The sequence below is a fragment of the Streptomyces sp. NPDC028722 genome (genome assembly GCF_040637655.1).
In the GTDB taxonomy this organism is placed as follows: domain Bacteria; phylum Actinomycetota; class Actinomycetes; order Streptomycetales; family Streptomycetaceae; genus Streptomyces.
This window is the reverse complement of record NZ_JBEZWU010000025.1, coordinates 97,070-117,870: the sequence shown is the minus strand read 5'-3', so window position 1 is coordinate 117,870 and position 20,801 is coordinate 97,070. Positions and strand designations below refer to the sequence as shown.

Annotated in this window: 18 protein-coding genes; 8 read left to right on the top strand and 10 right to left on the bottom strand. The window is 71.1% G+C overall.

Annotated features, from left to right (window positions below):
- Window positions 1-454: 454 nt before the first annotated feature.
- Both AB0F03_RS30155 and AB0F03_RS30150 read right to left on the bottom strand, forming a co-directional pair.
- Window positions 455-1,309 carry a restriction endonuclease gene (locus AB0F03_RS30155; RefSeq protein ID WP_361997525.1) on the bottom strand — a complete coding sequence of 285 codons (855 nt, stop codon included), beginning with the start codon at window positions 1,307-1,309 and terminating at the stop codon, window positions 455-457.
- Between the two features lie 217 nt (window positions 1,310-1,526).
- Window positions 1,527-2,375, bottom strand: a complete 849-nt coding sequence (locus AB0F03_RS30150; RefSeq protein ID WP_361997523.1) for a helix-turn-helix transcriptional regulator — start codon at window positions 2,373-2,375, stop codon at window positions 1,527-1,529.
- Window positions 2,376-2,513: 138 nt separating this feature from the next.
- Here AB0F03_RS30150 and AB0F03_RS30145 point away from each other — a divergent pair, with 138 nt between their 5' ends.
- The 3 genes from AB0F03_RS30145 to AB0F03_RS30135 all read left to right on the top strand — a co-directional run bounded on the left by AB0F03_RS30145 (window position 2,514) and on the right by AB0F03_RS30135 (window position 6,325).
- Complete coding sequence (locus tag AB0F03_RS30145; RefSeq protein ID WP_361997521.1) at window positions 2,514-3,293, top strand: NAD(P)H-dependent oxidoreductase; 780 nt, start codon at window positions 2,514-2,516, stop codon at window positions 3,291-3,293.
- A 298-nt stretch (window positions 3,294-3,591) separates the two neighbouring features.
- Entirely contained in the window at window positions 3,592-4,119 is a 528-nt protein-coding gene (locus AB0F03_RS30140) for a DUF4232 domain-containing protein (protein WP_361997519.1), read from the top strand.
- Window positions 4,120-4,402: 283 nt separating this feature from the next.
- On the top strand, window positions 4,403-6,325 hold the full coding sequence (locus AB0F03_RS30135; RefSeq protein WP_361997517.1) for an FG-GAP-like repeat-containing protein: 1,923 nt from the start codon (window positions 4,403-4,405) through the stop codon (window positions 6,323-6,325).
- A gap of 136 nt (window positions 6,326-6,461) precedes the next feature.
- On the opposite strand, the gene AB0F03_RS30130 is transcribed toward AB0F03_RS30135, so the two are convergent.
- A complete protein-coding gene (locus AB0F03_RS30130) occupies window positions 6,462-6,932 on the bottom strand; it encodes a Clp protease N-terminal domain-containing protein (RefSeq protein WP_361997515.1) in 471 nt (156 codons plus the stop codon).
- 7 nt (window positions 6,933-6,939) lie between these two features.
- The gene (locus tag AB0F03_RS30125; RefSeq protein WP_361997513.1) at window positions 6,940-7,143 is read right to left on the bottom strand and encodes a helix-turn-helix domain-containing protein; all 204 of its coding nucleotides are present in this window, start codon (window positions 7,141-7,143) and stop codon (window positions 6,940-6,942) included.
- Window positions 7,144-7,836: 693 nt separating this feature from the next.
- Here AB0F03_RS30125 and AB0F03_RS30120 point away from each other — a divergent pair.
- The 3 genes from AB0F03_RS30120 to AB0F03_RS30110 are packed head-to-tail and all read left to right on the top strand — an operon-like array spanning window position 7,837 to window position 13,005.
- The gene (locus tag AB0F03_RS30120; RefSeq protein WP_361997511.1) at window positions 7,837-8,796 is read left to right on the top strand and encodes an ABC transporter ATP-binding protein; all 960 of its coding nucleotides are present in this window, start codon (window positions 7,837-7,839) and stop codon (window positions 8,794-8,796) included.
- Window positions 8,793-10,199: an ABC transporter permease gene (locus tag AB0F03_RS30115; protein ID WP_361997509.1), complete on the top strand. Its 1,407-nt coding sequence runs from the start codon at window positions 8,793-8,795 to the stop codon at window positions 10,197-10,199. The genes AB0F03_RS30120 and AB0F03_RS30115 overlap by 4 nt, the downstream gene beginning before the upstream one ends.
- 55 nt (window positions 10,200-10,254) lie before the next feature.
- Window positions 10,255-13,005 carry a bifunctional YncE family protein/alkaline phosphatase family protein gene (locus AB0F03_RS30110; protein WP_361997507.1) on the top strand — a complete coding sequence of 917 codons (2,751 nt, stop codon included), beginning with the start codon at window positions 10,255-10,257 and terminating at the stop codon, window positions 13,003-13,005.
- 66 nt (window positions 13,006-13,071) lie between these two features.
- Here AB0F03_RS30110 and AB0F03_RS30105 read toward each other — a convergent pair whose 3' ends face one another.
- Window positions 13,072-13,323 (bottom strand): winged helix-turn-helix transcriptional regulator, encoded by a 252-nt coding sequence (locus AB0F03_RS30105; RefSeq protein ID WP_361997505.1) that lies wholly within the window; start codon window positions 13,321-13,323, stop codon window positions 13,072-13,074.
- 248 nt (window positions 13,324-13,571) lie between these two features.
- Complete coding sequence (locus AB0F03_RS30100; protein ID WP_361997503.1) at window positions 13,572-14,468, bottom strand: LysR substrate-binding domain-containing protein; 897 nt, start codon at window positions 14,466-14,468, stop codon at window positions 13,572-13,574.
- Between the two features lie 98 nt (window positions 14,469-14,566).
- Between AB0F03_RS30100 and AB0F03_RS30095 the strand changes: the two genes are divergently transcribed.
- Window positions 14,567-14,938, top strand: coding sequence for a nuclear transport factor 2 family protein (locus AB0F03_RS30095; RefSeq protein WP_361997501.1), 372 nt, complete (start codon window positions 14,567-14,569; stop codon window positions 14,936-14,938).
- Between the two features lie 189 nt (window positions 14,939-15,127).
- On the opposite strand, the gene AB0F03_RS30090 is transcribed toward AB0F03_RS30095, so the two are convergent.
- Window positions 15,128-16,093 (bottom strand): TIGR01777 family oxidoreductase, encoded by a 966-nt coding sequence (locus AB0F03_RS30090; protein ID WP_361997499.1) that lies wholly within the window; start codon window positions 16,091-16,093, stop codon window positions 15,128-15,130.
- Window positions 16,094-16,575: 482 nt separating this feature from the next.
- Between AB0F03_RS30090 and AB0F03_RS30085 the strand changes: the two genes are divergently transcribed.
- On the top strand, window positions 16,576-17,658 hold the full coding sequence (locus AB0F03_RS30085; protein ID WP_361997497.1) for a protein kinase family protein: 1,083 nt from the start codon (window positions 16,576-16,578) through the stop codon (window positions 17,656-17,658).
- Window positions 17,659-18,276: 618 nt separating this feature from the next.
- On the opposite strand, the gene AB0F03_RS30080 is transcribed toward AB0F03_RS30085, so the two are convergent.
- From AB0F03_RS30080 to AB0F03_RS30070, 3 genes are all read right to left on the bottom strand, one after another.
- Complete coding sequence (locus tag AB0F03_RS30080; RefSeq protein WP_361997495.1) at window positions 18,277-18,456, bottom strand: hypothetical protein; 180 nt, start codon at window positions 18,454-18,456, stop codon at window positions 18,277-18,279.
- A 471-nt stretch (window positions 18,457-18,927) separates the two neighbouring features.
- A complete protein-coding gene (locus AB0F03_RS30075; protein WP_361997493.1) occupies window positions 18,928-19,611 on the bottom strand; it encodes an ABC transporter ATP-binding protein in 684 nt (227 codons plus the stop codon).
- Entirely contained in the window at window positions 19,608-20,696 is a 1,089-nt protein-coding gene (locus AB0F03_RS30070) for an ABC transporter permease (RefSeq protein WP_361997491.1), read from the bottom strand. The genes AB0F03_RS30075 and AB0F03_RS30070 overlap by 4 nt, the downstream gene beginning before the upstream one ends.
- Window positions 20,697-20,801: the final 105 nt, after the last annotated feature.

Here is a 20,801-nt window from a genome sequence, read left to right as displayed (position 1 = left end):
CGCCGCCGCGAGCCCTCGCTCAGGACACTCACGGAGTCGATCGCGCTGGGGGCCGCATCGGCCGCTGCTGTCGGTTCGGAAGCCACAACACCACGGTAACGCCCATGGGCGAACGCACAAGAGGTCTCCCGACCCTGTGGACTGCGCACCTCGACGACCTCGTGCGATAACACCAGGGTCGGTTGGCGAAACAAGAAGGGGTGTGAGGGCGCATGAGTCGCGGCCCCAGCTCGGTCTCGAGCGCTACGGCTCCGCACGCTCGCGCGTTTGGACGGTCAGCGTGCCGAGTCTGTGGAGCAGTTCGTCAGCGCCCTCCGTCGGGTGCATGCCGGACGCTGATCATTCCGGAGGATGCCAGTGACCCGCGGCGATGGGTGCCGGCGTCCCGCACGCGGACCGCTCGGCCGGGCCGGGGTGGTCGGGGGCGCCGTCGCAGCCGCGGTACTGGCCCGTCTCAGCGGCCTCCGGCCAGCTTCTTGGCCTCGGTGAGGATCCGGCCGCGCTCCAGGAAGCCCATCCCGCGCTCCCGGAGCATCCGGTCGACCTGGTGCTGCCTGCGGCCGGCGGAGAGGAGCCGCGCCGCCTCGGTCACCAGTGCTTCCTGCACCGGTGCGGTCAGCGCGGACAAGACACCGGAACGGTCCGGCCGCGCGCTGTCCCGGGAGACCCGCACCCGCAACGGGCGGGTCCACACCCGCACGCGCCGGCCGCCCCGGGTGGCCAGCAGATACGCGCCCAGAAGCCAGCAGGCGGCCAGGATGCCGAGGAACTTGAGCACGTCCACGGCCGGCGGGCCGGTGTAGGTCTTCTCGTCGCCGATCGAGCCCAGCGGGGCCATCAGCAGCAGGACGCCGACGACCACGCGCCAGTGGCGCTGCCAGAAGCCCAGGTCGGCAGCCGGCGCCCGCCCGGGAGCGGGTCGGGCCGTGGGGCCGGTGGGGGCGGAGGCGGACCGGCGGTGGATCCGGCGGGCATTGTCGTTGACCGGGGTCATCGTGCCGTCGAGGCCGTACCGGAACAGGGCGATGTCCCACTCCCGCGCGTAGGCGACGGCGGTCGGCGTGTAGTCGCTGCCTGTGAAGAAGATCAACTGAGCCGTCGACCCCTTGGGCCGCGCGCCGACGAAACGCTGGAGCTCCGGCCGTCCGACCTGGACGGCCTGGTACTTCACCTGCCCCAGCGCGCCCCGTGCCCGGACATCGATGCCCGCGTCGGGCCCACCCGGACGCGCGACGGCGTCGGTGTAACCCCAGTGCCGCATGTAGCGTGCCGCGTTGTGCTCGGCCTGCTGCCACGACGAGATCTGCATCGGCCGTGGTTCCCCCGCCCCGCTCACATCGTCCCCTCCTGCCTCGCGCCCGCCGGTTCATCGTATGCCGCGCTCCGGGGGCGGTTGGACGCCATGGCAGCCGTACCGACACCCGGAAGTCCCTGTTATCGCACGTCGATCGGGCACGAATGCCGTCCGGCCATGAAGGGGGCGTACCAGCGCACGCGGGCGTGCGCCCAGGCGTGCACGGCGAGAGTTACTCGCGGACCTGCGCCTTCACCGGGGGATGCGCGTCACCGCCGGCCGCGCCCAGGCCCGCGAGAAGGCGCAGCCCGTCCTCGGCGGGGCTGCCGGGAGCCGCGGACAGCACCAGCAACTCCGTGCCCGACGCGTCGGGCAGGGCGAAGTTCTCCTGGTGCAGTTCCAGCAGTCCGACCAGCGGGTGCCGGTATGCCTTGCGTCCATGGGTGCGGGCACGTACGTCCGCGCGGGCCCAGAGGCGGCGGAAGCGCTCGCTGCCCATCGCCAGCTCTCCGATGAGCGAGGTCAAGCCAGGGTCATCGGGGTACTTACCGGCGGCCAGGCGCAGGTGCCCGACCACGTCGAGGGTGCATTGGTCCCAGTCCGCGTACAGGCCGCGCTCGGCCTCCTCGAGGAAGATGTGCCGGGCGGTGTTCAGGCCCGGCAGCGGCCGGCCGAAGAGGAGTCCGGCGAGGCGGTTCCCGGCGAGCACGTCCAGGCGGTGGTTCATGATCAGCGCGGGTGCGTCGGCGACCAGGTCGAGGACGCGCAGCAGCTCGGGCCGAACCCGGCCGCCCGGCGCCTTCGTGCGGCGGTGGCGCTGCCGGGCGAGCCGGTAGAGGTGCGCACGTTCGGTCTCGTCGAGGCCGAGGACGTGGGCGAGCGCGTCGAGGACCTGGTCGGAGGGCTGGGTCGCGCGCCCCTGCTCCAGGCGTACGTAGTAGTCGACACTGACCCCGGACAGGTGTGCGACCTCTTCGCGGCGCAGCCCCTCGACCCGGCGGCGGCTGCCGGCGGGGATGCCGACCGCCGCCGGGTCGACCCGGGAGCGCCGGGTCCGCAGGAAGCCCGCAAGATCGTCCATGCGTCCAGTATCGCCTCCGTGCTGCGGCGTGAGAGTGGCCCTGCCAGTACCAGGAACTCCCGTCCGACGGAAGAGGCGCCCCTGAACACCGGGCGCCGCGGCGCCGACCATCGAGGCATCCGATCCGGAGGAGTTCTCATGAAAACGCTGATCGTCCACGCCCACCCGGAGCCGAAGTCGCTCAACAGCTCACTGAAGGACCTCGCGGTGTCCACATTGGAGAGCGCGGGGCACGAGGTACGGGTGAGCGATCTGTACGCGATGAACTGGAAGGCGGTCGTGGACGCCGCGGACTACGGCCCCCACGCCTCGAATCCGCTGAAGGTCGCCCTGGACTCGGGGCGCGCCTTCGACGCCGGGACGCTCACCCCGGACGTCCTCGCCGAGCAGGAGAAGCTGCTGTGGGCAGACACGATCATCTTCCAGTTCCCGCTGTGGTGGTACACGATGCCCGCCATCCTCAAAGGCTGGGTGGACCGGGTGTTCACCTACCGCTTCGCGTACGGCGTCGGCGAGCACAGCGACACCAGGTACGGCGAACGCTTCGGCGAAGGCACCCTCGCGGGCAGGAAGGCTCTGCTGTCGGTGACCGCCGGCGGCCCGGAATCGCATTACGCCCCTCGCGGGATCAACGGCCCCATCGACGACCTGCTGTTCCCGATCCACCACGGCATCCTCTACTACCCGGGCATCGAGGTGCTGCCGCCGTTCGTGCTGTACGGCGCCGACCGGATGACCGGCGAGGACTACCCGGACGTCGCCAAAGCCTGGGAGCAGCGCCTGCTCACGCTGGAGTCGACCGAGCCGATCGCGTTCCGGCGGCAGAACTTCGGTGACTACGAGATCCCCTCCCTGCACCTGAAGGAGGGTCTGGAGCCCGCGGGCCGCACAGGTTTCGGGCTGCACGTGCGCGGCTGACCGCGGGTGTCGGGCAGGGCGAGTTCCGCAACCCGTGCGTGGGTCACCTGACGGTGGAGCACCGGGACCGGTGGCGGACGCCCGGAGGGTGACGTACACCTCGGCCGACGACGAACCCGCGACCGGCAGTAGCGCCTGGAGCGGCTGAAGCGGCAGTAGCGGCTGCTGTGCAAGCCGGCGCGGGCGCGCTGACCGGCGTCTTCTGGAACCTCGCCCGCATTGCCCGCATCTAGCTGTCCGGTGAGGCAGGAGCGGTGGCGCCGGGTCCCGCAGGGGTGCCTTCACCAGGGGAATCCTCATGGCACGGCGGACACTGGCAGTCCCCGCTCTCGGCCTGCTGGTACTGCTGGGGACCGCGGCCTGCGGCAACGACCACGGCTCGTCCGACGCTCGTCCCGCCGTATGCCGGACGTCCCAGCTGGGCTGGAAGATGACCCGTCTGCCCGGCAAGCGGCAGACCACGCCGGCGGCCACGCTGAGCGCCGAGAACAAGGGAGCGAAGTCCTGCGCCTTCGACGGCTACCCGGACATCGACGTGTACATCGGCAAGGGGCCGTCGGCCGACGGGAAGCCGAAGAAGGGGGCCACACCGGTCCACCTCGAGCTGAACCCGGGCCACACCGTCGAGTTCCCGCTCTTCTACGCGGCGACGCCCGCTCCGGGCGACGGTTGCGAGGTTGCGGCCGAGTACGACCCCAGCATCACCGTGGTGCCCCCGCACACCAAGGACGGTTCCCTCGTCAGGATGACGGATGCCAAGGGACGTCATGTGCGGGCGCAGGTGTGCGGCGCCGGCATCGAGCTGGGCTCGCCCCAACTGCGATGAGGAGCATGTCCATTGACGCGCAGCGCGTGAACCGACGTGTACCTCCCGCATACGGCGGCTGTGCGACCATGGTCGCTGCGACCGCTGACCACGGTCGGTCGACAGCCGCCGCACGGCGGCACGGGGGAATGCACCGGGGGGTGCGCCGCCACCACGGCACGGACCGTCGGCGGAAGAGCACACGTCGGAGTCCGCGACAGCGCCTTGCCGTCTGTCGCGTGGCAGTGGCCTGCCTTCAAGTCCTCGTGCCGCCGTCCGGCCTGCCTCAGTAGGAGAAACCAGAATGCTCGATACACGAATACGTCTGGGGGCTGCCGCGGCGCTGAGCACCGCGCTGCTGCTGGGCAACGCCGCGGCGGCCCGGGCCGCCGCGGCCCCCGTTCCGGGCAGACCGGCGCCGAGCGCTCCGGCCGGGCCCAGCGCGTCGGTGCCCTCGCACAGCGATGCCCCCACGCCGACGCTCTCGGCCGGTGCCGCGGCCGAGCCCTCGGCCTCCGTCACGCCGGTGCCGACCGCCGACGGCGACTGGACGGCCCAGGACGCCATCCGCTTCTGGACGCCCGGGCGTCTGGCCGCGGCCACCGACCCCTCGGGCCGCACCGCCCCGCCGAAGAACTTGGCCGCGGCCCGGCAGCGGGGTTCCGCCACCGGCATCACCGCCCAGCACTTCAAGGGCATCAAGTCCGTCGGCACGATCTTCACCACCGGAGCGGGCGTGAAGGGCCACCGCTGTTCGGCCAGTGTGGTGCGCAGCGGTGGGCACAATCTGATCCTCACCGCCGGGCACTGTGTCGGCGCGAAGTCCATGTTCGTACCCATGTACGACCACACCAAGAGCGCGGCCCAGCAGCCCAACGGGGTCTGGGCGGTCGACAAGTGGTTCCGTGACAAGCGGTACGCCTCGGACAAGAGCAAGAACTCCGACCTGGACTACGCCTTCGCGAGCCTGAAGCCCAACGGCCGCAAGAACGTCCAGGACGTCGTGGGCGCCAACACGCTCGCCCGTACGCCCGGCTACGCCAACCGGGTCACCGTCATCGGCTACCCGAAGATCGCGCACAACCCGCAGGACCAGGCGGTCCGCTGCCCCGGCGTCTCCACGACCGCACTGTCCGGCTACTACCAGATGCAGATCAACTGCGGGGGCATGTGGGGCGGGGTGTCCGGCGGGCCGTGGTTCTCCAAGCTCGACGGCGCCGGCGACACCGGCACGATCATCGGCAACGTGGGCGGCTTCATGCAGGGCGGCCCGGACGTACCGCAGACCGACCACCGGTACAACGAGATCAGCTACAGCCCGCTGTACGGCGACCGCTTCTTCAAGCTCTACGCCGACGCCCAGCAGGGACACAACCCCGACTACGGCCCCTACCAGCAACCGCGCCTGCCGTACACCATGGGAACCGGTTCAGCCTGGAAGCACGCCAAGCTGATGGCTTCCGGTGACTTCAACGGCACCGGCCACAGCGACATGATCGTGGTGTGGGACGACGGTGAGACCACGCTGTACAACAGTGACGGCAAGGGCCGGTTCACCGGTGAGCGGCGGCTGCTGGGACAGAACGGCACCTGGAAGCACGCGGTGACCATCACCGCGGGCGACTTCACCGGCTCGAACCGGTTCGACCTGCTGGTGCGCTGGACCGACGGCGAGGTGACGCTGTACGGCGATGTCGGCACCAAGGGCCTGAACCGGTCCGGCACCCAGATGATCAAGCCCAACGACCTCTGGAAGGACGCGGCCCAGATCGCCGCGGGCCGCTTCGGCTCCTCCCCGTACGTCACCGACCTGATCGTGCGCTGGACCGATGGCGAGGTCACCCTCTACACGAACGTCAGCGCCGGCACCTTCGGCCAGGAGCACCGGCTCAAGGGCAAGAACGACACCTGGCGGGGCGCCACCCTGCTGACCGCCGGCGAGTACTCCGGCGGCGCCGAGTGGGACCTCATGGTGCGCTGGACCGACGGCGAGCTCGACAACTATGCCGGCACCGGCACGTCGGGCCTGGGCAGGGAACAGCGCATCCTGGCCAAGAACGACCTCTGGAAGCACGACACGGTCATGACGACCGGCGAGTTCACCGGCAACGGCCGTACCGACGATCTCGTCATCCGCTGGTCGGACGGCGAGACCTCGATGTACCCGGACACCCGCGCCGCCCGCCTGGGCAGCGAGGAGACCCTGGTCCACGCCGCCTGCTGCTGATCCAGGGCCGGACCCCCGATCCAGGGGCGTCACACCGGACGACTGCGACGCCCACCTGGACGCGCACTCCGGCACGCTGGGCGCGGGCGAGGCGGTCCCCGCGCCGGACCGGCTGTTCCGCCGGCCGTCTGACGTCTCAGCAGCCCGTCTGCCGGATGCGGGCCCGTACGGCTGCGCGGTCGATCCCGAGCTGTGCCATGAGATCCGCCGCGGGATCCGGCTTCTCACAGTCTAGGAGTGCGAGCAGCAGGTGCTCCGGTGCGATGCGCCGGCTGCCGCTCTTCCTCACCTCGGCGAGGGCGCGCGGAAGGACCGAGCGGGCGCCGGAGGTGAAGGGTGTGCGTTTGCGCGAGGCAGGAATCGGTGGGCGTTCGATTCCCTGGACGTCGATGCCGATCGCGGCCAGTGCGGAGCGGTCGAGGGCACCGAGAGCGGTACGCGCGGTCTCCACGTCGGCGCCGAAGGCCCGGACGGTGACCGAGCCGGGCTCGTGGAGCACACCGAGGAGGAGGTGCTCGGTGCCGATGCGGCGGTCGCCGCGCAGCCTGGCTTCTTCGACCGCCGAGCTGACTGCCGTGCGGGCACCGGCCGCGAAATGTTCGAACACTGTCGTCTCACTTCCCGTACTTGGCGTGGACGGACTGGCGGGACACGCCGAGGGCGTCTCCGATCTGCTCCCAGGACCACCCCTGTTCCCTGGCGCGTGCCACGGCGGCCGCTTCCACCTGCTCGGCCAGCCGGTGCAGGGCGCCCACCGCGCGCAGCCCGACCGCCGGGTCGTGCGACCTGAGGCGTTCTGAGAGATCTCCCGGTTCCATGCTTGTCAGTCTGGGTTGACAGGCCGCCCCTGTCAACCCAGACTGACAAGCAGGTCGCTCCCCACATCACCGGGAGGGCCCCGGTCGGCATCCATTGCCGCCGGCCCCTCATCACCGACCCGGCGGCTGAGCGGCGGAGTCAGCGCGCGAAGATCATGTAGAGAATGACGGTCGCTGTCGCGCTGATGAGCAGGGAACCCAGGCAGCCGATCCGGTTACTGAAGAAGAACATGGTTCCCGTCTACCCCGAAAGACCCTGTAGCCGCATCAGCAGGTTCGAAGGCCCAGGCCAACCGGTGTCCGGCCGGCCCGCAGACGGTGTCCGGGTCCCGGCGGGGCCGGACGGGTGCGGGTGGTGGCGATCCGGTCGGTTCGGTCGGGGTCGGTGCGCAACGCCGTCCAGTGGTGCGCCACCAAGCTCAAGCAGCGGCACGGTCCCGCCGGCCCCCACGACAAGGCCGCCACCGTCCGGTCGGCCGCACCTCCACCACGATCCGTGCCCGCACGGACCAGACCCCGCCTCGAAACTGACGTACCGTCCACCTGTCGAAGCGTGACGACGACGACCACCGGCTCGGCGGGCGCCCATTGACTCCCGTTTGGTGTTCCGTTCCCTGAGCGTTCAACCGGTGCGCCCTGTCAGTGTCGTGTGCGCTTCCTAGGGTCCATGAGGCTTCCCGAAAGAAGGGGCTCATGGACTCACAGCTCGCCATCCGGGCTCGCGGCATCACCAAGTGCTACGGCGATGTCGTCGCGCTCGACGGCGTCGACCTGGATGTGGCGCGAGGACAGATCCACGGCCTGGTCGGTCCGAACGGCGCCGGCAAGACGACGTTGCTCGGCCTCCTTCTCGGCCTGGCCGTGGCCGACAGCGGACGTCTGGAGGTCCTCGGCACGCCGGTGGGCCGGGCGTTCGAAGCGCCGGGCGGCGTCGCCGGGTTCGTGGACGGGCCGGGGCTGTACCCCTCGCTCACCGCCCGGCAGAACCTCGCCGCGCTCGCCGCTCTGCGGGGCGACGGCAGGCGGTCGGCCGGGATCGACGACGCACTGGCACAGGTGGGGCTCACGGACGTCGCCGACGACCGCACCCGCGGCTTCTCGCTGGGCATGCGCCAACGGCTCGGCCTCGCCGCGGCCTTGCTCACCAAGCCGCGGCTTCTCGTCCTGGACGAGCCCTCCAACGGCCTGGACCCGGCCGGGAAGAAGCACGTCCACGGTGTTCTCACCCGGCTCGCGCGGGAGGGAACGAGCGTCGTGCTCTCCAGCCACCGCATGGACGACCTGGAGGCCCTGTGTTCCGAGGTCACGATCCTCGCGACCGGGCGGATCGTCTTCTCCGGGCCGCTGGGCAAGCTGGCCGCCGAGAACCGTGAACTCGACTACCGGCTGACGACGTCCGACCCGGAGCGCGCACGCCGGCTGGCCGCCCACGCGCCGGGAGTCCGCCTGTCCGACGACACCACGCCAGGCCGGGGCGGGGAGGTGCTGGTGGTGCGCGCGCTGGTGCCCGCCCTCGACGACCTGGTGGCGCGGCTCGTCCACGAGGGCGTCGCGCTGCGCGAACTCGCCCCGCTGGTCTCCCCGTTGGAGGCGGCGTTCCTGGCCCTGACCGAGCAGAAGACGGACGCCCAGCGGCAGGAGAACGGTCGATGACCGCAACCACGACCCCCACGGCGAGCTCCACCCCCGCCGCCGTCCCCTCCGCGCGGGCGCACACCACCGCGTCAGGGCGCGTCACAGTCGCCCGGAGCTACCGCTTCGAAGTCGTCAAGCTCCTCTCCCAGTGGCGGATCCGCCTCCTGCTCCTGGCCTGCTGGATCGCGCCGGCGCTCTTCGTGGCCGGGGTGAGCGCGCAGAGCACGCTGCCCACGGACACCCTCTTCGGCCGCTGGATGCACGCCACCGGGTGGGCCGGGCCGCTGGTCACGCTCGGTTTCGCCGGCACCTGGGCGCTTCCGCTGCTCACCTCCGTCGTGGCCGGCGACGTGTTCGCCGCCGAGGACCGGCTCGGCACCTGGCGCCACCTTCTCGTCGCCGTCCGCTCGCCCCGGCGGATCTTCGCGGCGAAGGCACTGGCCGGCCTCACCGTCGTGCTGCTGCTCGTGGCCGGGCCGGCCGTCTCCAGCACGGTCGGCGGGCTGGTGGCCGTCGGCGATCAGCCACTGGTCGGCCTCGACGGCCATCTGCTCGCGCCGGGGGACGCCGCCGGCACGGTCCTGCTCGCCTGGGCCTGTGTGCTCGCCCCGACCCTGGCCCTCGCCGGAATCGGGCTCCTCGGGTCGGTCGCGCTCGGGCGCTCCCCCATGGGTCTGCTGCTGCCCGCGATCGTCGCGCCCGCGATGCAGTTCGCCCAGCTGCTGCCGCTGCCCGTCGCCGTACGCCTCGCCCTGCCCGGTGACGCCTTCCTCACCTGGAACGGCCTGTTCACCAGCCCCGCGCAGCTCACCCCGCTCCTCATCAGCATCGGCGTCAGTCTGCTGTGGGCCGTGGCGGCGACGGCGCTGGCCTACGTCCTCTTCCTGCGGCGCGACTTCACCAATCCCACCGACGACGGCTCGGCGCGCCGCGCGGTCACCACGGCCGCCCTGCCGCTCGTGGGTCTGCTCGGCGCGACCGTCGCGGTCGTGGCGGCGACGACCACGGCCACCGGCTCCGGGATCGAGCGGGCCGAGGTGCAGCACGCGCTCGCCACCGAGTTCGCCCACCTGTACCGCATGCAGACCGACCAGCTCCACCGGCCCGCTGTCACCGAGGCGCAGTTGAGGACCGCGGCGGCGTGCACCAAGGCCGGTGTCCAGGACGGCGCCCGGGGCCCGGGCAACGACTGGCGGTGTGTCGTCTCCTGGCAGCTGCCGGGCGTCGCGGCCACCGGGTCGGCCGTCTACCAGCTCGACATCGCGGCGGACGGGCGGTTCGTCGCCGACGGCGACGGGCCGAAGGAAGTGAACGGCTACTTCCTGGTGCGGACTTCGACCGGAGACGCACCGAACCCGCTGTGGCAGTTCGACGGCGACGTCGACCCGCTCTCCACCTCCCCGGCCTCCCCGGCCCCCTGAACTCTTCCTCTCCGGCCACCCCCCGAACTCTCCGAATCCGCGAAGGAATGACGTCATGCAGATAGCACGCCGCCGCCGGCAGGCCGAGAAGAAGTACTACGACCTGCTGGGCAGACGTGTCAGCCGCCGGGCCACGCTGGTCACCGCCTGCATCACCACGGCAGCCCTGGCCACCGGCACCGCCGTCGCCGAGACCCGCCAGTTCGGCACCGACCAGGTCGGCCAGGTCACCGACAGGGGCCAGGTCGTCTCCGCCGACCAGTACATCGCCCCGTACGGCGATCGCCTCGTCATCGACGACGGCAAGATCATGTCGTCGACGGTCAGCCCCGACGGCAGCCACCTCGCCGCCGCGCTCACCGACGGCGACGCCGCGCTGGTCGTCGTGGACCTCGCCACCGGGCGGATCAAGCAGCGTGTCGGCGCGAACGCCGCCGACGACCTGCGCATCAGCAGCGGCTCCGTCGGCCAGGAGGGCCCGACGTACTCACCCGACGGCAAGCAGCTGTGGCTGGGCCAGGCCGACGGATACACCAGGTTCACCGTGAACGCGGACGGCACCCTCGCCGACCCGGTGACCGTCAAAATCCCGGCCGACGGCGGCAAGCAGGCCCTGGTCGCCGCGGCGGTGTTCTCCGCCGACGGCTCCACCGTGTACGCCGCGGTCAACGGCCAGAACCGGGTGGTGGCGATCGACGCGGCGACCGGGGCCGTCAAGCAGAGCTGGACGGTGGGAAACGCCCCGCGCGGCATGGCCCGGTCCGGCGACAAGCTCTACGTCAGCAACGAGGGCGGACGACCCGCGAAGGCCGGTGACTCCACGCTCAACTCCTACGGCACCCAGGTGCCCGCCGACCCGAGCACCGGTGCCACCACCACCGGCACGGTCAGCGTCATCGACCTGGCCGACCCGTCCGCCGCCGTCGGCACCATCGACGTCGGCCTGCACCCGACCGCCGTGTACGCCCGGCACGGCGCGGTGTTCGTCACCAATACCGCCGACAACAACGTGTCGGTCATCGACACCGCCGGGGACAAGGTCGTACAGACCATCTCCACCCAGCCGTGGCCGGAGGCCTCGGTCGGCTACGAACCCGACGCCGTGACCCTCACCGACGACGGCCACCTGCTGGTGACGCTCGGCCGCGCCAACGCCGTCGCTGTCTACCGGTACACCTCCCCGCAGGAGCCGGTCAGTTACCTCGGCCTCCTCCCGACGGACTACTTCCCCGCCGAGATCGTCACCGTGGGCAACAAGGTCGTCGTCTCCCACACCCGCGGCATCGACGCCCGCCGCCCCGACAGCGCCGGCCGCGGCACCCACGACACGACCTCCAGCCTGACGCAGTTCACCCTGCCCAGCGACCGTGTCATCCGCTCCCAGACCGCCAAGGTCTTCCAGCAGAACGGCTGGAGCCCCGGCTCCGTCCCGCTGGCCAAGGGGCACGGCCACGCCAAGGCGCAGCCGGTCCCGGCACGGATCGGCGATCTGTCGACGATCAAGCACGTCTTCCTGATCGTCAAGGAGAACCGCACCTACGACCAGGTCTTCGGTGACATCCCCCAGGGCAACGGCGACCCCTCGCTGACGCAGTTCGGCGAGAACGTGACGCCCAACCAGCACGCCCTGGCCGAGCAGTTCGGGCTGTACGACAACACCTACGACATCGGCACCAACTCCGCCGAGGGCCACAACTGGCTCATGCAGGCCGACAACCCCGAGTACACCGAATCCTCGGCCGGTGAGTACAAGCGCAGCTACGACACCGAGGACGACGCCCTCGGCCACCAGAAGACCGGCTTCCTGTGGACGGGCGCGCAGGCGGCCGGCAAGAGCGTGCGGGACTTCGGCGAGTTCCAGCAGTTCCTGACGAAGCCGTCCGGCGCCAGCTGGCAGAACCTGTACTGCGACGCCAAGAACATGGACGCGACCGGCCAGGCCACCGCCTACCCCCTGAACTCCTCCTCGCCGATCCCGTCGCTCAACAGCGTGTCGGTGCCCGGCTTCCCGAAGTTCGACACCAGCGTCCCGGACCTGTACCGGTACCAGATCTGGAAGCAGGACTTCGAGAAGAACGGGCCGGCGAACCTGAACATGTTCTGGCTCTCCAGCGACCACACCGGCGGCCCGGCGAGCCCGGCCGCCCAGGTCGCCGACAACGACCTCGCCACCGGCAAGATCATCGACAGGATCTCCCACAGCAAGTACTGGAAGGACTCGGCGATCTTCGTCGTCGAGGACGACTCCCAGGCCGGCCTCGACCACGTCGACGGCCACCGCGCCCCGGTCCAGATCATCAGCCCCTGGGCCCGACACGGCACCGTCGACAGCCGTTACTACTCGCAGATCACGATGATCCGCACCATCGAGCAGATCCTCGGGATCCACCCGATGAACCAGAAGGACAGCGCGGCCACCCCCATGCGGGGCGCGTTCACCCGGCACCCCGACTACACCCCGTTCACCGCCCTGCCCAACCGCACCTCACTGACCGACGGCCTCAAGACCCCGCCGTCCTGCGGCGTGGACACCCCCGCCGCACAGGACCCCGAGGCGGCGGCCGTACCGTCGGCGAAGGTACCGGCGGACAAGAAGTCCCTCGCCGCCGCGTGGGAGGCCTGGAAGTCCAAGCAGCACCTGACCGGCCCCCACGCCATCCCCGACTACGCCAACCCGGCCCAGATGAACCACCTCACCTGGTACCAGACCCACAACTGGACGCGCCCGTACCCCGGCGAGAAGAAGATCCACGCCCCGAACGACGTACCCGGCGCGTACATCCCGTCGCCGGAGTCGGACGGCTGACACACGCCGAACCCGCAAGGACCCCTGCCGGGCCGACCGCCTGCCAGGGGTCCTTTGGTCCGGCGATCAGCCAAGGGCGTTCCGTCGCACCATGCCCCACTCCCACATGCTGCGCATCACCGGCTCCAGCGCCCGGCCTTGGCTGGTCAGGACGTAGCGGACGCGGGGAGGCCAACCGGGGGTGCGGTGACGCTCGATGACGCCCGCACTGGTCAACTGGGCCAACCGGTCGGAGAGAACCTTGTCCGAGCCCACGACCCGTGGGCGTTCGCCCGCTTCGCCGCCTTCCCACGCTAGGGCTATCGGTTCGGTTCCCATGGGGGTGTTCTGCCTGAGGGCGTCGCATCGGCGTCGCGTCGCAGGTCATCGGGGTGATCGATCGGCGTCCAGGGGAAGCGACCGCATCGTCGGTGCGCACGGGGACGGCATCTCCCACCTAGCGCGCGCGGGGCGGTACATCGTGCGCACCGGGCGAGTGGGCGGCATCGCCGGTGCGCGCACCGAGGGCACGCGGTGGGGGCCGGCCGGCCATCACGAGCGCACCCCAGGTGGGTGAGTCCCAGGCGTTACCGCCGATCGGGGTTGATCTCGGTGAACGCTCGTCGGCTGTGCGCCAGCAACTCGCGTACTGCGGGATTGCGCGCGCTCGTCCAGATCAGGGCGAGCAACGCCGGTGTTTCGACATCATCGATGGTGCGGACGGTGAGCCGGTCGCGGTAGCTCTCGCCCATCGAGTTGCTGAGGACGGCGACGCCGAGCCCGCGCGCGGCGAGATCGGCAATGGCGTCCGCAGCGCTTGCTTGCAGCGCGATCGCGGGCTGGAGGCCCTGTGCGGCGCAGGCCTGGTCGAATACCGCGCGCAGGCCGGTACCGGGTGGCATACACACGATCGGGTACGCGGCCAGGTCGCGCAGGGTGACCCGCCGCTGCTTCGCCAAGGGGTGCCCGGCCGGGACTGCCGCGATCAGTCGTTCACTGATGATCGTCAGCGCGTCCAGCCCGTCGGGGGTGGCGGTCGCGGCCCCGATGAGTGCCAGGTCGACGGCGCCGGCACGCACCCCTTCGACGAGCCGGTCGGAGCTGTCCTCCAGCAGTGTGATCTCGACGCCGGGATATGCCTCGTGGAACGCGGCGAGCGCGTCGAACAGCGGGGTGAGGGTGCAGCCGATGACCATCCCGACGGTGAGCCGACCCCGGATCAGGTTGGTCACCTCGCCCACCGCCTGGCCGACTGCCCCAGCGGCGGCGAGTGCGGCTCGGGCGTGTTCGAGCGCGGCCTTCCCTGCGACGGTCAGGGTGACGCTGCGTGCCGACCGGTCGAACAGCTCGGCACCGAGTTCCCGTTCGAGCTGGCGGATCTGGGCGCTGACGCCGGACTGGCTGATGTGCACCCGCTCGGCCGCGCGGGTGAAGTTCTGCTCCTCGGCGACTGCGACGAAGTATTCCAGCTGCCTGAGCTCCATGACTGCGAATTCTAGTACGCAGAAGATCCATCTGTTGGACTTCTGGCCGCCGGGCGACCACGCTGAGAAGCGCCAGAAGCCGACGTCAGGAGGAACCCATGCCGGAGCCGGAGCACGAGAAGGCCATGCGACCCGAGGACATCACGCGCTTGTTCGTCGAGCGATCCAACGCCGGTGACGCGGCCGGGGTCGCCGCACTCTACGAAGAGGATGCCGTGATGGCCTACCCACCCGGCGAGCTGACGGTGGGGCGGGAGGCGATCCGCGTGCTGTGGGAGAAGGTGCTGGCCAACGGCCCCCGCTTCGCGTCGGAGCAACCGCTGCCGACACTGATCAGCGGCGACATCGCCCTCACCTCGACGCCGCCGAAGGACGGGGCCGGCGCGCGGGCACAGGTGGTCAGGCGCCCGCCCGACGGAAGTTGGCTGCGCCTGCTCGACCAGCCGGAGTTCGTCCCACCCACCCGCTGACCACTTCGCCTCCGAGGCTCCGCGAGGACGGGGACTGTGGAGTGGGTTCTCGGACATCGGTCCGCGACAGCAGCCACGGGCGGCGGCCAGGAACGCGGTGACGTTTTCGGGTGTCACCGCTCCCCCGCTTCAGCCCGCGCAGGCTCCGGCCCCCTTCATATGTGGTCGCCTCACACAGTGGCTGCTCGATCAACGGGACCGGCCCGATGCCGCACGAACCGGCCTGGCCCGCCGTACGAGGGACGTAGCGGCCTTCTCCCAGTCGGGATACGTGAAGTCGAACCCGGCCGCGCTGAGTCGGCCCGGCACCACCCGACGGCTCTTGAGCAGCAGTTCCGTGTCCGAGCGCAGCGCGAACGCCCCCAACTCGGCCATCCAGCGCGTCGCCGGCAGCGCCACCGGGACGCCCCACGCCGTGCGCAGCGCCCGCATGAATTCGCGGTGCGTTACGGGGCCGGGCGAGGCGAGGTTCACCGGCCCCTCGAAGTCGTCCCGGGTGATCAGGAACTCCACCGCTCGCACGAAGTCCTCGTCCTGGATCCAGGAGACGTACTGCGCGCCGCCGGCCACCGGACCGCCCAGCCCGAGTCGCACCAGCCGTGACAGTACGTCGAACACACCGCCCCGATCCGGGCTCATGACCATCGCCGAGCGCAGCGCCACCCTGCGGGTCGCGGGAGTCTGCGCCTCGGCCTGCGCCCGCTCCCAATTCTCCGCGATCTCGACGCTGTACGCCCAGTAGTCCGGCACCCCGGGCTCCGATCCGCCGATCACCCCGGTCGCCTCGTCGTGTGCCGCGTCGAAGCGGTGGGCGTAGACCGTCGCCGTACTCATCTGGAGCCAGACGCGCGGTGGCCGCGCGGCGGCGGCGATCGCCTCGCCGACCGCCCGCGTCGACTCCACCCGAGAGTTCATCATGGCCCGCAGGTTCTCGGCGGTGTAACGGCAGGAGACGCTGCGCCCGGCCAGGTTGATCACGGCGTCGCAGCCGTCGATCGCCGCGGCCCAGCGGCCGAGCGTGGCCCCGTCCCAGCCGAGGTCGTGCGCCCGCACGGGACGCCGGGTCAGTACCGTGACCTCGTGGCCGGCCGCCGTCAGCGCACGGTCGAGAATCGTGCCCACCTGTCCGGTTCCCCCGGGCAGCACTACCTTCATCGAACCCCCTCGGCTCTACTCGGCATCAGCGTAACCCTTGTTTTTGAACACGTTCAACTAGGGACGGTGCAGACCGGCATTCCGGCTGACCGGCGACCCGAAGGCGTCCGCACATCCGGGCGCCAGTACCGGCCGGCGAGCGCGAGACCGACGGACACCAGCGCGGATCGCAGCCGGTCGGTCCGCCGGCCCGACCGGCGGAAGAGCCCGGGCACCTGCGCGACGAGGGCTTCGCGCGGACAGCACCCCTACACGCGGACGAACCGGCGCACGTGTGATGGCACCACGACAAGTTCGGCGGCCGTCGGCAGATCCCGGCGAAACGGCGGGCGGGATCCATGCGTGGGATGCGGCCGGCACCCGCAGCCCGAGGCAGGCCACCTCCTGACCATGTCCGGTTGAAAAGTCGCGCTGCGGCGGCGACTTCGGGTTTGCTGTTGTGATCAACAGACGTCCGTTCTGCTGTCAGACTGGAGTTGCTCATGGATGTGACCGGGTCGGGGCATGCCGCGCGGGTGTCCGCGTATGCGACTGTGGGCGCACGGCTGTCCCTGTTCAGCGACCGGCGGCTCGGGGACGCGGTGGCCAACGCGGCGAGCGTCGGTTCCGGCGTCGGCGGCCGGACGGCGGAGATGCAGGTGGAAGGGACACCGGTCTTCGTCAAGCGAATCCCACTGACGGATATCGAGTTGCAGTCGAAGCACGCGCGGTCGACGGCTAACCTGTTCGGCCTTCCCCTCTTCTATCAGTACGGGGTCGGGTCGGCGGGGTTCGGTGCCTGGCGTGAGCTGGCGGCGCACATCATGACCACAAGCTGGGTAGTGCAGGCGGCGTACACGGGATTCCCGCTGCTCTATCACTGGCGGGTCTTGCCGGACAGTTCCCCCGACGCCTTCGCCGACCAGTTCGGGGGTGTCGAAGGGACCGTCGCGCATTGGGACGGGTCACCGGCGGTGCGCCGCCGACTGGAAGCCATCGGACGATCGTCCTTCAGTCTGGTGCTCTTCCTGGAGCACGTGCCCCAGACGCTCGGCGCATGGCTCGGCGAGGCCCGGAACGTGGCCTGGCGGGAGCGGGGCGGCCAGTCGCCGTATCTATGGGTCGAGGACGAACTGCGGCGCGGAACGGAGTTCATGAGTGCGCGCGGGCTGGTCCACTTCGACACGCACTTCTCCAACCTGCTCACCGATGGCCGACAGGTGTACTTCGCTGACTTCGGTCTGGCCCTGAGCCGCGGCTTCGAACTCTCGGCGGAAGAGAACTCCTTCCTTACCGATCATCTCGTGTACGACCGCTGCTACGCACCGTGGCACCTGCTTCGCCATCACCTTCCCGACGGCGTGCGTGGCGGCGCCGACCACGGGGCCTTTCTGCGCGCATGGGTGGCAGGTCATCGGCCCCCCAGCGTTCCGCAAGACATCGGCGCGATCATCGGCCGTCACGTACGGCACGCGATTGTCCTCGATGACTTCCATCACCGCCTGATCACACAGAGCAAGAGCACTCCGTTCCCCGCAGCCGAGATCCAGCGAGCACTGACCGGCGCATCGTCGTTGACGGAGTGAGAGACGGCAGTGTCGGCACCCGGGAGCGGGCGGCAGCCGTCCGGTGAACCGGGGACCTGCCGGCCCGCCGTGGATACCCGGGTGCCGGGCCGGCACCCACTCCAGCGCCTCGTAGCCGGCATTACGGCGGCGCGGGCCGGAAGCGGGGCGGGGCGAGCCGGCGCGGGTGGGCCGGGACCGCCGCCGGCAGGTCGCCGGCGCGGTCGGCTCCGGAGGATGCCGGATGCGCCTGCGCGAGCGAGCAGTTGGTCCCGATGCCGGTGCCGGTGCCGCAACCGGTGGGACCGTCGCGGAGAGGGCGCGCAGATCCTCGAAGGCTCGGAGGAGATGTGCGTCCAAGCTCTGGGAAGGGTCGTCGATCCAGGCTTGAGCCGCGTGGTGAAATGCGGCCCGGCCGGTCTGGCCGCTCCCCGCATGCTGTTGCTGCCTCCGAACGGCCGACGCGACCCGCAGGAGTACGGCGGCCGGGCAGGAGGCGCGGACCAGCCACAGCTGCCGTACGGCCCGCGCTGCCTGGGAGTCACCTGCCTCGGGGAGCCGTTCGGCGCTCGTGCCCCGGCGTAGGCCCGGAACGGCTCGGCTCGCTCCGCGGCCAGGGGCGGGGCGGCAGCGCGTCCGCTACTGGCCGCGCCCCTCGAAGTCCCGTCGCACGGCGGCGCCCTCGTCCTCCGTCAGCCCCGCGCCGTCGGGCAGCGTCAGGACGGTCCCGCAGCGCTGGCATATGTCGGCGTCTCCGGCCGGTGTTCCGCAGGCCTTGCAGTACCGGTTGACCGGCTGATCCGGATTCCGCTGTCCCATGACGCCTCCCAAGTGGTGAGCAGTGCGGCAGTCGCGTACCCGGGGCAGCCAGTCCGATGCCCCGGCGGGTGGCCTGACGTCCGCCATTCGTTCCCCTCGGGCGGCGTGGCCCGGCCCCTGGCGGGCATCGGGCCGACCCCTGGGGCCGGGTGGTCGGCTCTGGCCTCCACCAGCCGGCGCCGCGCCGGTCACGGCCGCCGACGACGCACCCCTCGCCAGCAGGTCAGCGCAGGTCTGGTGGTCGTTGAGGACCAGGCAGGGGACGACGAGGGCGCTCCACGGGTTTCGGGTGTCGGCGTCCGGCGGCACCGGCCACGCTGCCGGCCTGGGAAGCGGGATGGGAACGGCCGGGCGGCTCGGTCGTACGGCACGGAGCGGATGCTGGGCGCGCGGCGTCTCGGCCGGCGTCTCCTCGGCGGCTACGTATGCGCTGCCCGCCTCGGCCGGCACGGCATACGTGGCGCTGCTGTTTCAGCGGGTGGGTGCCGGCAGGTGGAGGCGGCCGTCGTGGACTTCGGCGGTCTGGTCGGCGGCGGTGAGGTGGGTGTGGTCGTGGGTGACCAGGACCGTGGCGGTGGCCCGCTCGTGGGTGAGGCGGGTGATCAGGTCGATGACGGCGGCGCCGCGCGCGTGGTCGAGGGCGCTGGTGGGTTCGTCGACCAGGAGGACGGTGGGGTCGTTCATCAGGGCGCGGGCGATGTTGACGCGCTGGCGCTGGCCGCCGGAGAGCTGGTGGGGGCGGCGGCCGGCTAGGTCGGCCAGGCCGACCGAGTCGAGGAGTTCGAGGGCACGGTTGCGGGCGGTGCGGGGCTTGCGGCCGTCGATCTGGGCCATGACCTGGAGTTGTTCGGCGGCGGTGAGGGAGGGCAGCAGGTTGGGCTGCTGGAAGACGATGCCGATCTTGCGGCGGCGCAGTTCGGCCAGTTCGCCGCGGGTCAGGCGGGTGGTGGGGGTGCCGTCGATGGTGACGGTGCCGGCGTCGGGGGTGATCAGGGTGGCGGCGACGGCCAGCAGGCTGGACTTGCCGGAGCCGGAGGGGCCGACCACGGCGGTCAGGCCGCCCTTGGGGACCACCAGGCTGACCCGGTCCAGCGCGGTCAGGAGGGTGTCGCCGTCGGGGTAGGTGAGCGTGATGCCGGTCAGGTGAAGGCTCATCGGGTGCTCCCCAGGGCGGTCAGCGGATCGACAGAGGTGATGCGGCGGATGGACAGGACGGCTCCGAGGACGCCGAGGAGGATCATCACGGCGGCCGGGAGCAGGACGGTGGCGGGCGTGAGGAGGAACGGCACGGCGGAGCCGGCCACGAGGGCGCCCAGCGCGGCGGCGATGCCGGTGCCGGTCAGGGTTCCGCCGGCGAGCAGGACGACGGCCTGGCCGAGGGCGTCCTTGAGCAGGTTGGCGGTGGAGGCGCCGAGCGCTTTGAGGACGGCGACGTCGGCGCTGCGCTGGATGGTCCACACGGTGAAGAAGGCCCCGATGACGAGGGCGGAGATGGCGAACAGGAAGCCGCGCATCAGCTGGAGGGAGCCGTTCTCGGAGGTGTAGGAGCCGATCGCGGACAGTGAGTCCTCGGTGGAGACCGTCCGTGTGCCGGCCTGCTGGTCGGTGGCCGCCACGTCGGCCGCGGAGGTGGTGTTCAGGGCGATGACGGTGGCGACGGGGCCGTCACCGGTGGCGGTGGGCGGCGCGGTCTTGCGCCAGACACCGAGGCTGGTCCAGATGACCGGGGTGTGGCTGAAGAAGGCGTCACCCCGCACGGCGGCCACCTTCAGCTGCTGACCGGCCAGGGCGAGGGAGTCCCCGGTCTTCACGCCGAGGCCGTCGGCGGCCGTGGTGGACAGCACCACAGCGCTCTCGGTGATCCTGCTGCCGTCCGGGGCGAGGCGGGAGCCGGGCCGTACGCCGAAGGCCGAGACTCCGGCGCTTCTGTCACCGGCGGTGGCCCTGGTCGTGGTGATCCCCAGGGGTTCGGCGCTTTCGACGCCGGGCGCCTCGGACCACCGCTGCCACTGCCGCCGGGTGACGGTGGAGTCGGCGTACGACAGGTCCTGAGCGTTGCCGGGGGCCTGGAAGGCGATTCTGTCGGCGGGCAGTCCCGTGATCGCGGAGACGTTCTGCCGGCCCAGTCCGGCCGTCAGCCCGGACAACAGCCCGACCAGCAGGGTGATCAGCACGATGACGGCTCCCATCAGGGCGAAGCGCCCCTTGGCGAACCTCAGGTCTCTCCAGGCGACGAACACGGCCTCGGTCCGTCCTTTCCGGTGGGGAAGCGGTACGACTCCACCGTCGCGGTCACCCTCCCGTGTCCGCGCCTGGCACAGGACGGCACTTCGGCGGCCGAAAGG

Bases quoted from the DNA above. Each gene is read 5' to 3' on its own strand.
- AB0F03_RS30105 (WP_361997505.1), bottom strand. From the start codon at position 13,323: ATGGGAACCGAACCGATAGCCCTAGCGTGGGAAGGCGGCGAAGCGGGC.
- AB0F03_RS30125 (WP_361997513.1), bottom strand. From the start codon at position 7,143: ATGGAACCGGGAGATCTCTCAGAACGCCTCAGGTCGCACGACCCGGCG.
- AB0F03_RS30100 (WP_361997503.1), bottom strand. From the start codon at position 14,468: ATGGAGCTCAGGCAGCTGGAATACTTCGTCGCAGTCGCCGAGGAGCAG.
- AB0F03_RS30155 (WP_361997525.1), bottom strand. From the start codon at position 1,309: ATGCAGATCTCGTCGTGGCAGCAGGCCGAGCACAACGCGGCACGCTAC.
- AB0F03_RS30075 (WP_361997493.1), bottom strand. From the start codon at position 19,611: ATGAGCCTTCACCTGACCGGCATCACGCTCACCTACCCCGACGGCGAC.
- AB0F03_RS30120 (WP_361997511.1), top strand. From the start codon at position 7,837: ATGGACTCACAGCTCGCCATCCGGGCTCGCGGCATCACCAAGTGCTAC.
- AB0F03_RS30095 (WP_361997501.1), top strand. From the start codon at position 14,567: ATGCCGGAGCCGGAGCACGAGAAGGCCATGCGACCCGAGGACATCACG.
- AB0F03_RS30080 (WP_361997495.1), bottom strand. From the start codon at position 18,456: ATGGGACAGCGGAATCCGGATCAGCCGGTCAACCGGTACTGCAAGGCC.
- AB0F03_RS30150 (WP_361997523.1), bottom strand. From the start codon at position 2,375: ATGGACGATCTTGCGGGCTTCCTGCGGACCCGGCGCTCCCGGGTCGAC.
- AB0F03_RS30115 (WP_361997509.1), top strand. From the start codon at position 8,793: ATGACCGCAACCACGACCCCCACGGCGAGCTCCACCCCCGCCGCCGTC.
- AB0F03_RS30085 (WP_361997497.1), top strand. From the start codon at position 16,576: ATGGATGTGACCGGGTCGGGGCATGCCGCGCGGGTGTCCGCGTATGCG.
- AB0F03_RS30090 (WP_361997499.1), bottom strand. From the start codon at position 16,093: ATGAAGGTAGTGCTGCCCGGGGGAACCGGACAGGTGGGCACGATTCTC.
- AB0F03_RS30110 (WP_361997507.1), top strand. From the start codon at position 10,255: ATGCAGATAGCACGCCGCCGCCGGCAGGCCGAGAAGAAGTACTACGAC.
- AB0F03_RS30145 (WP_361997521.1), top strand. From the start codon at position 2,514: ATGAAAACGCTGATCGTCCACGCCCACCCGGAGCCGAAGTCGCTCAAC.
- AB0F03_RS30135 (WP_361997517.1), top strand. From the start codon at position 4,403: ATGCTCGATACACGAATACGTCTGGGGGCTGCCGCGGCGCTGAGCACC.
- AB0F03_RS30140 (WP_361997519.1), top strand. From the start codon at position 3,592: ATGGCACGGCGGACACTGGCAGTCCCCGCTCTCGGCCTGCTGGTACTG.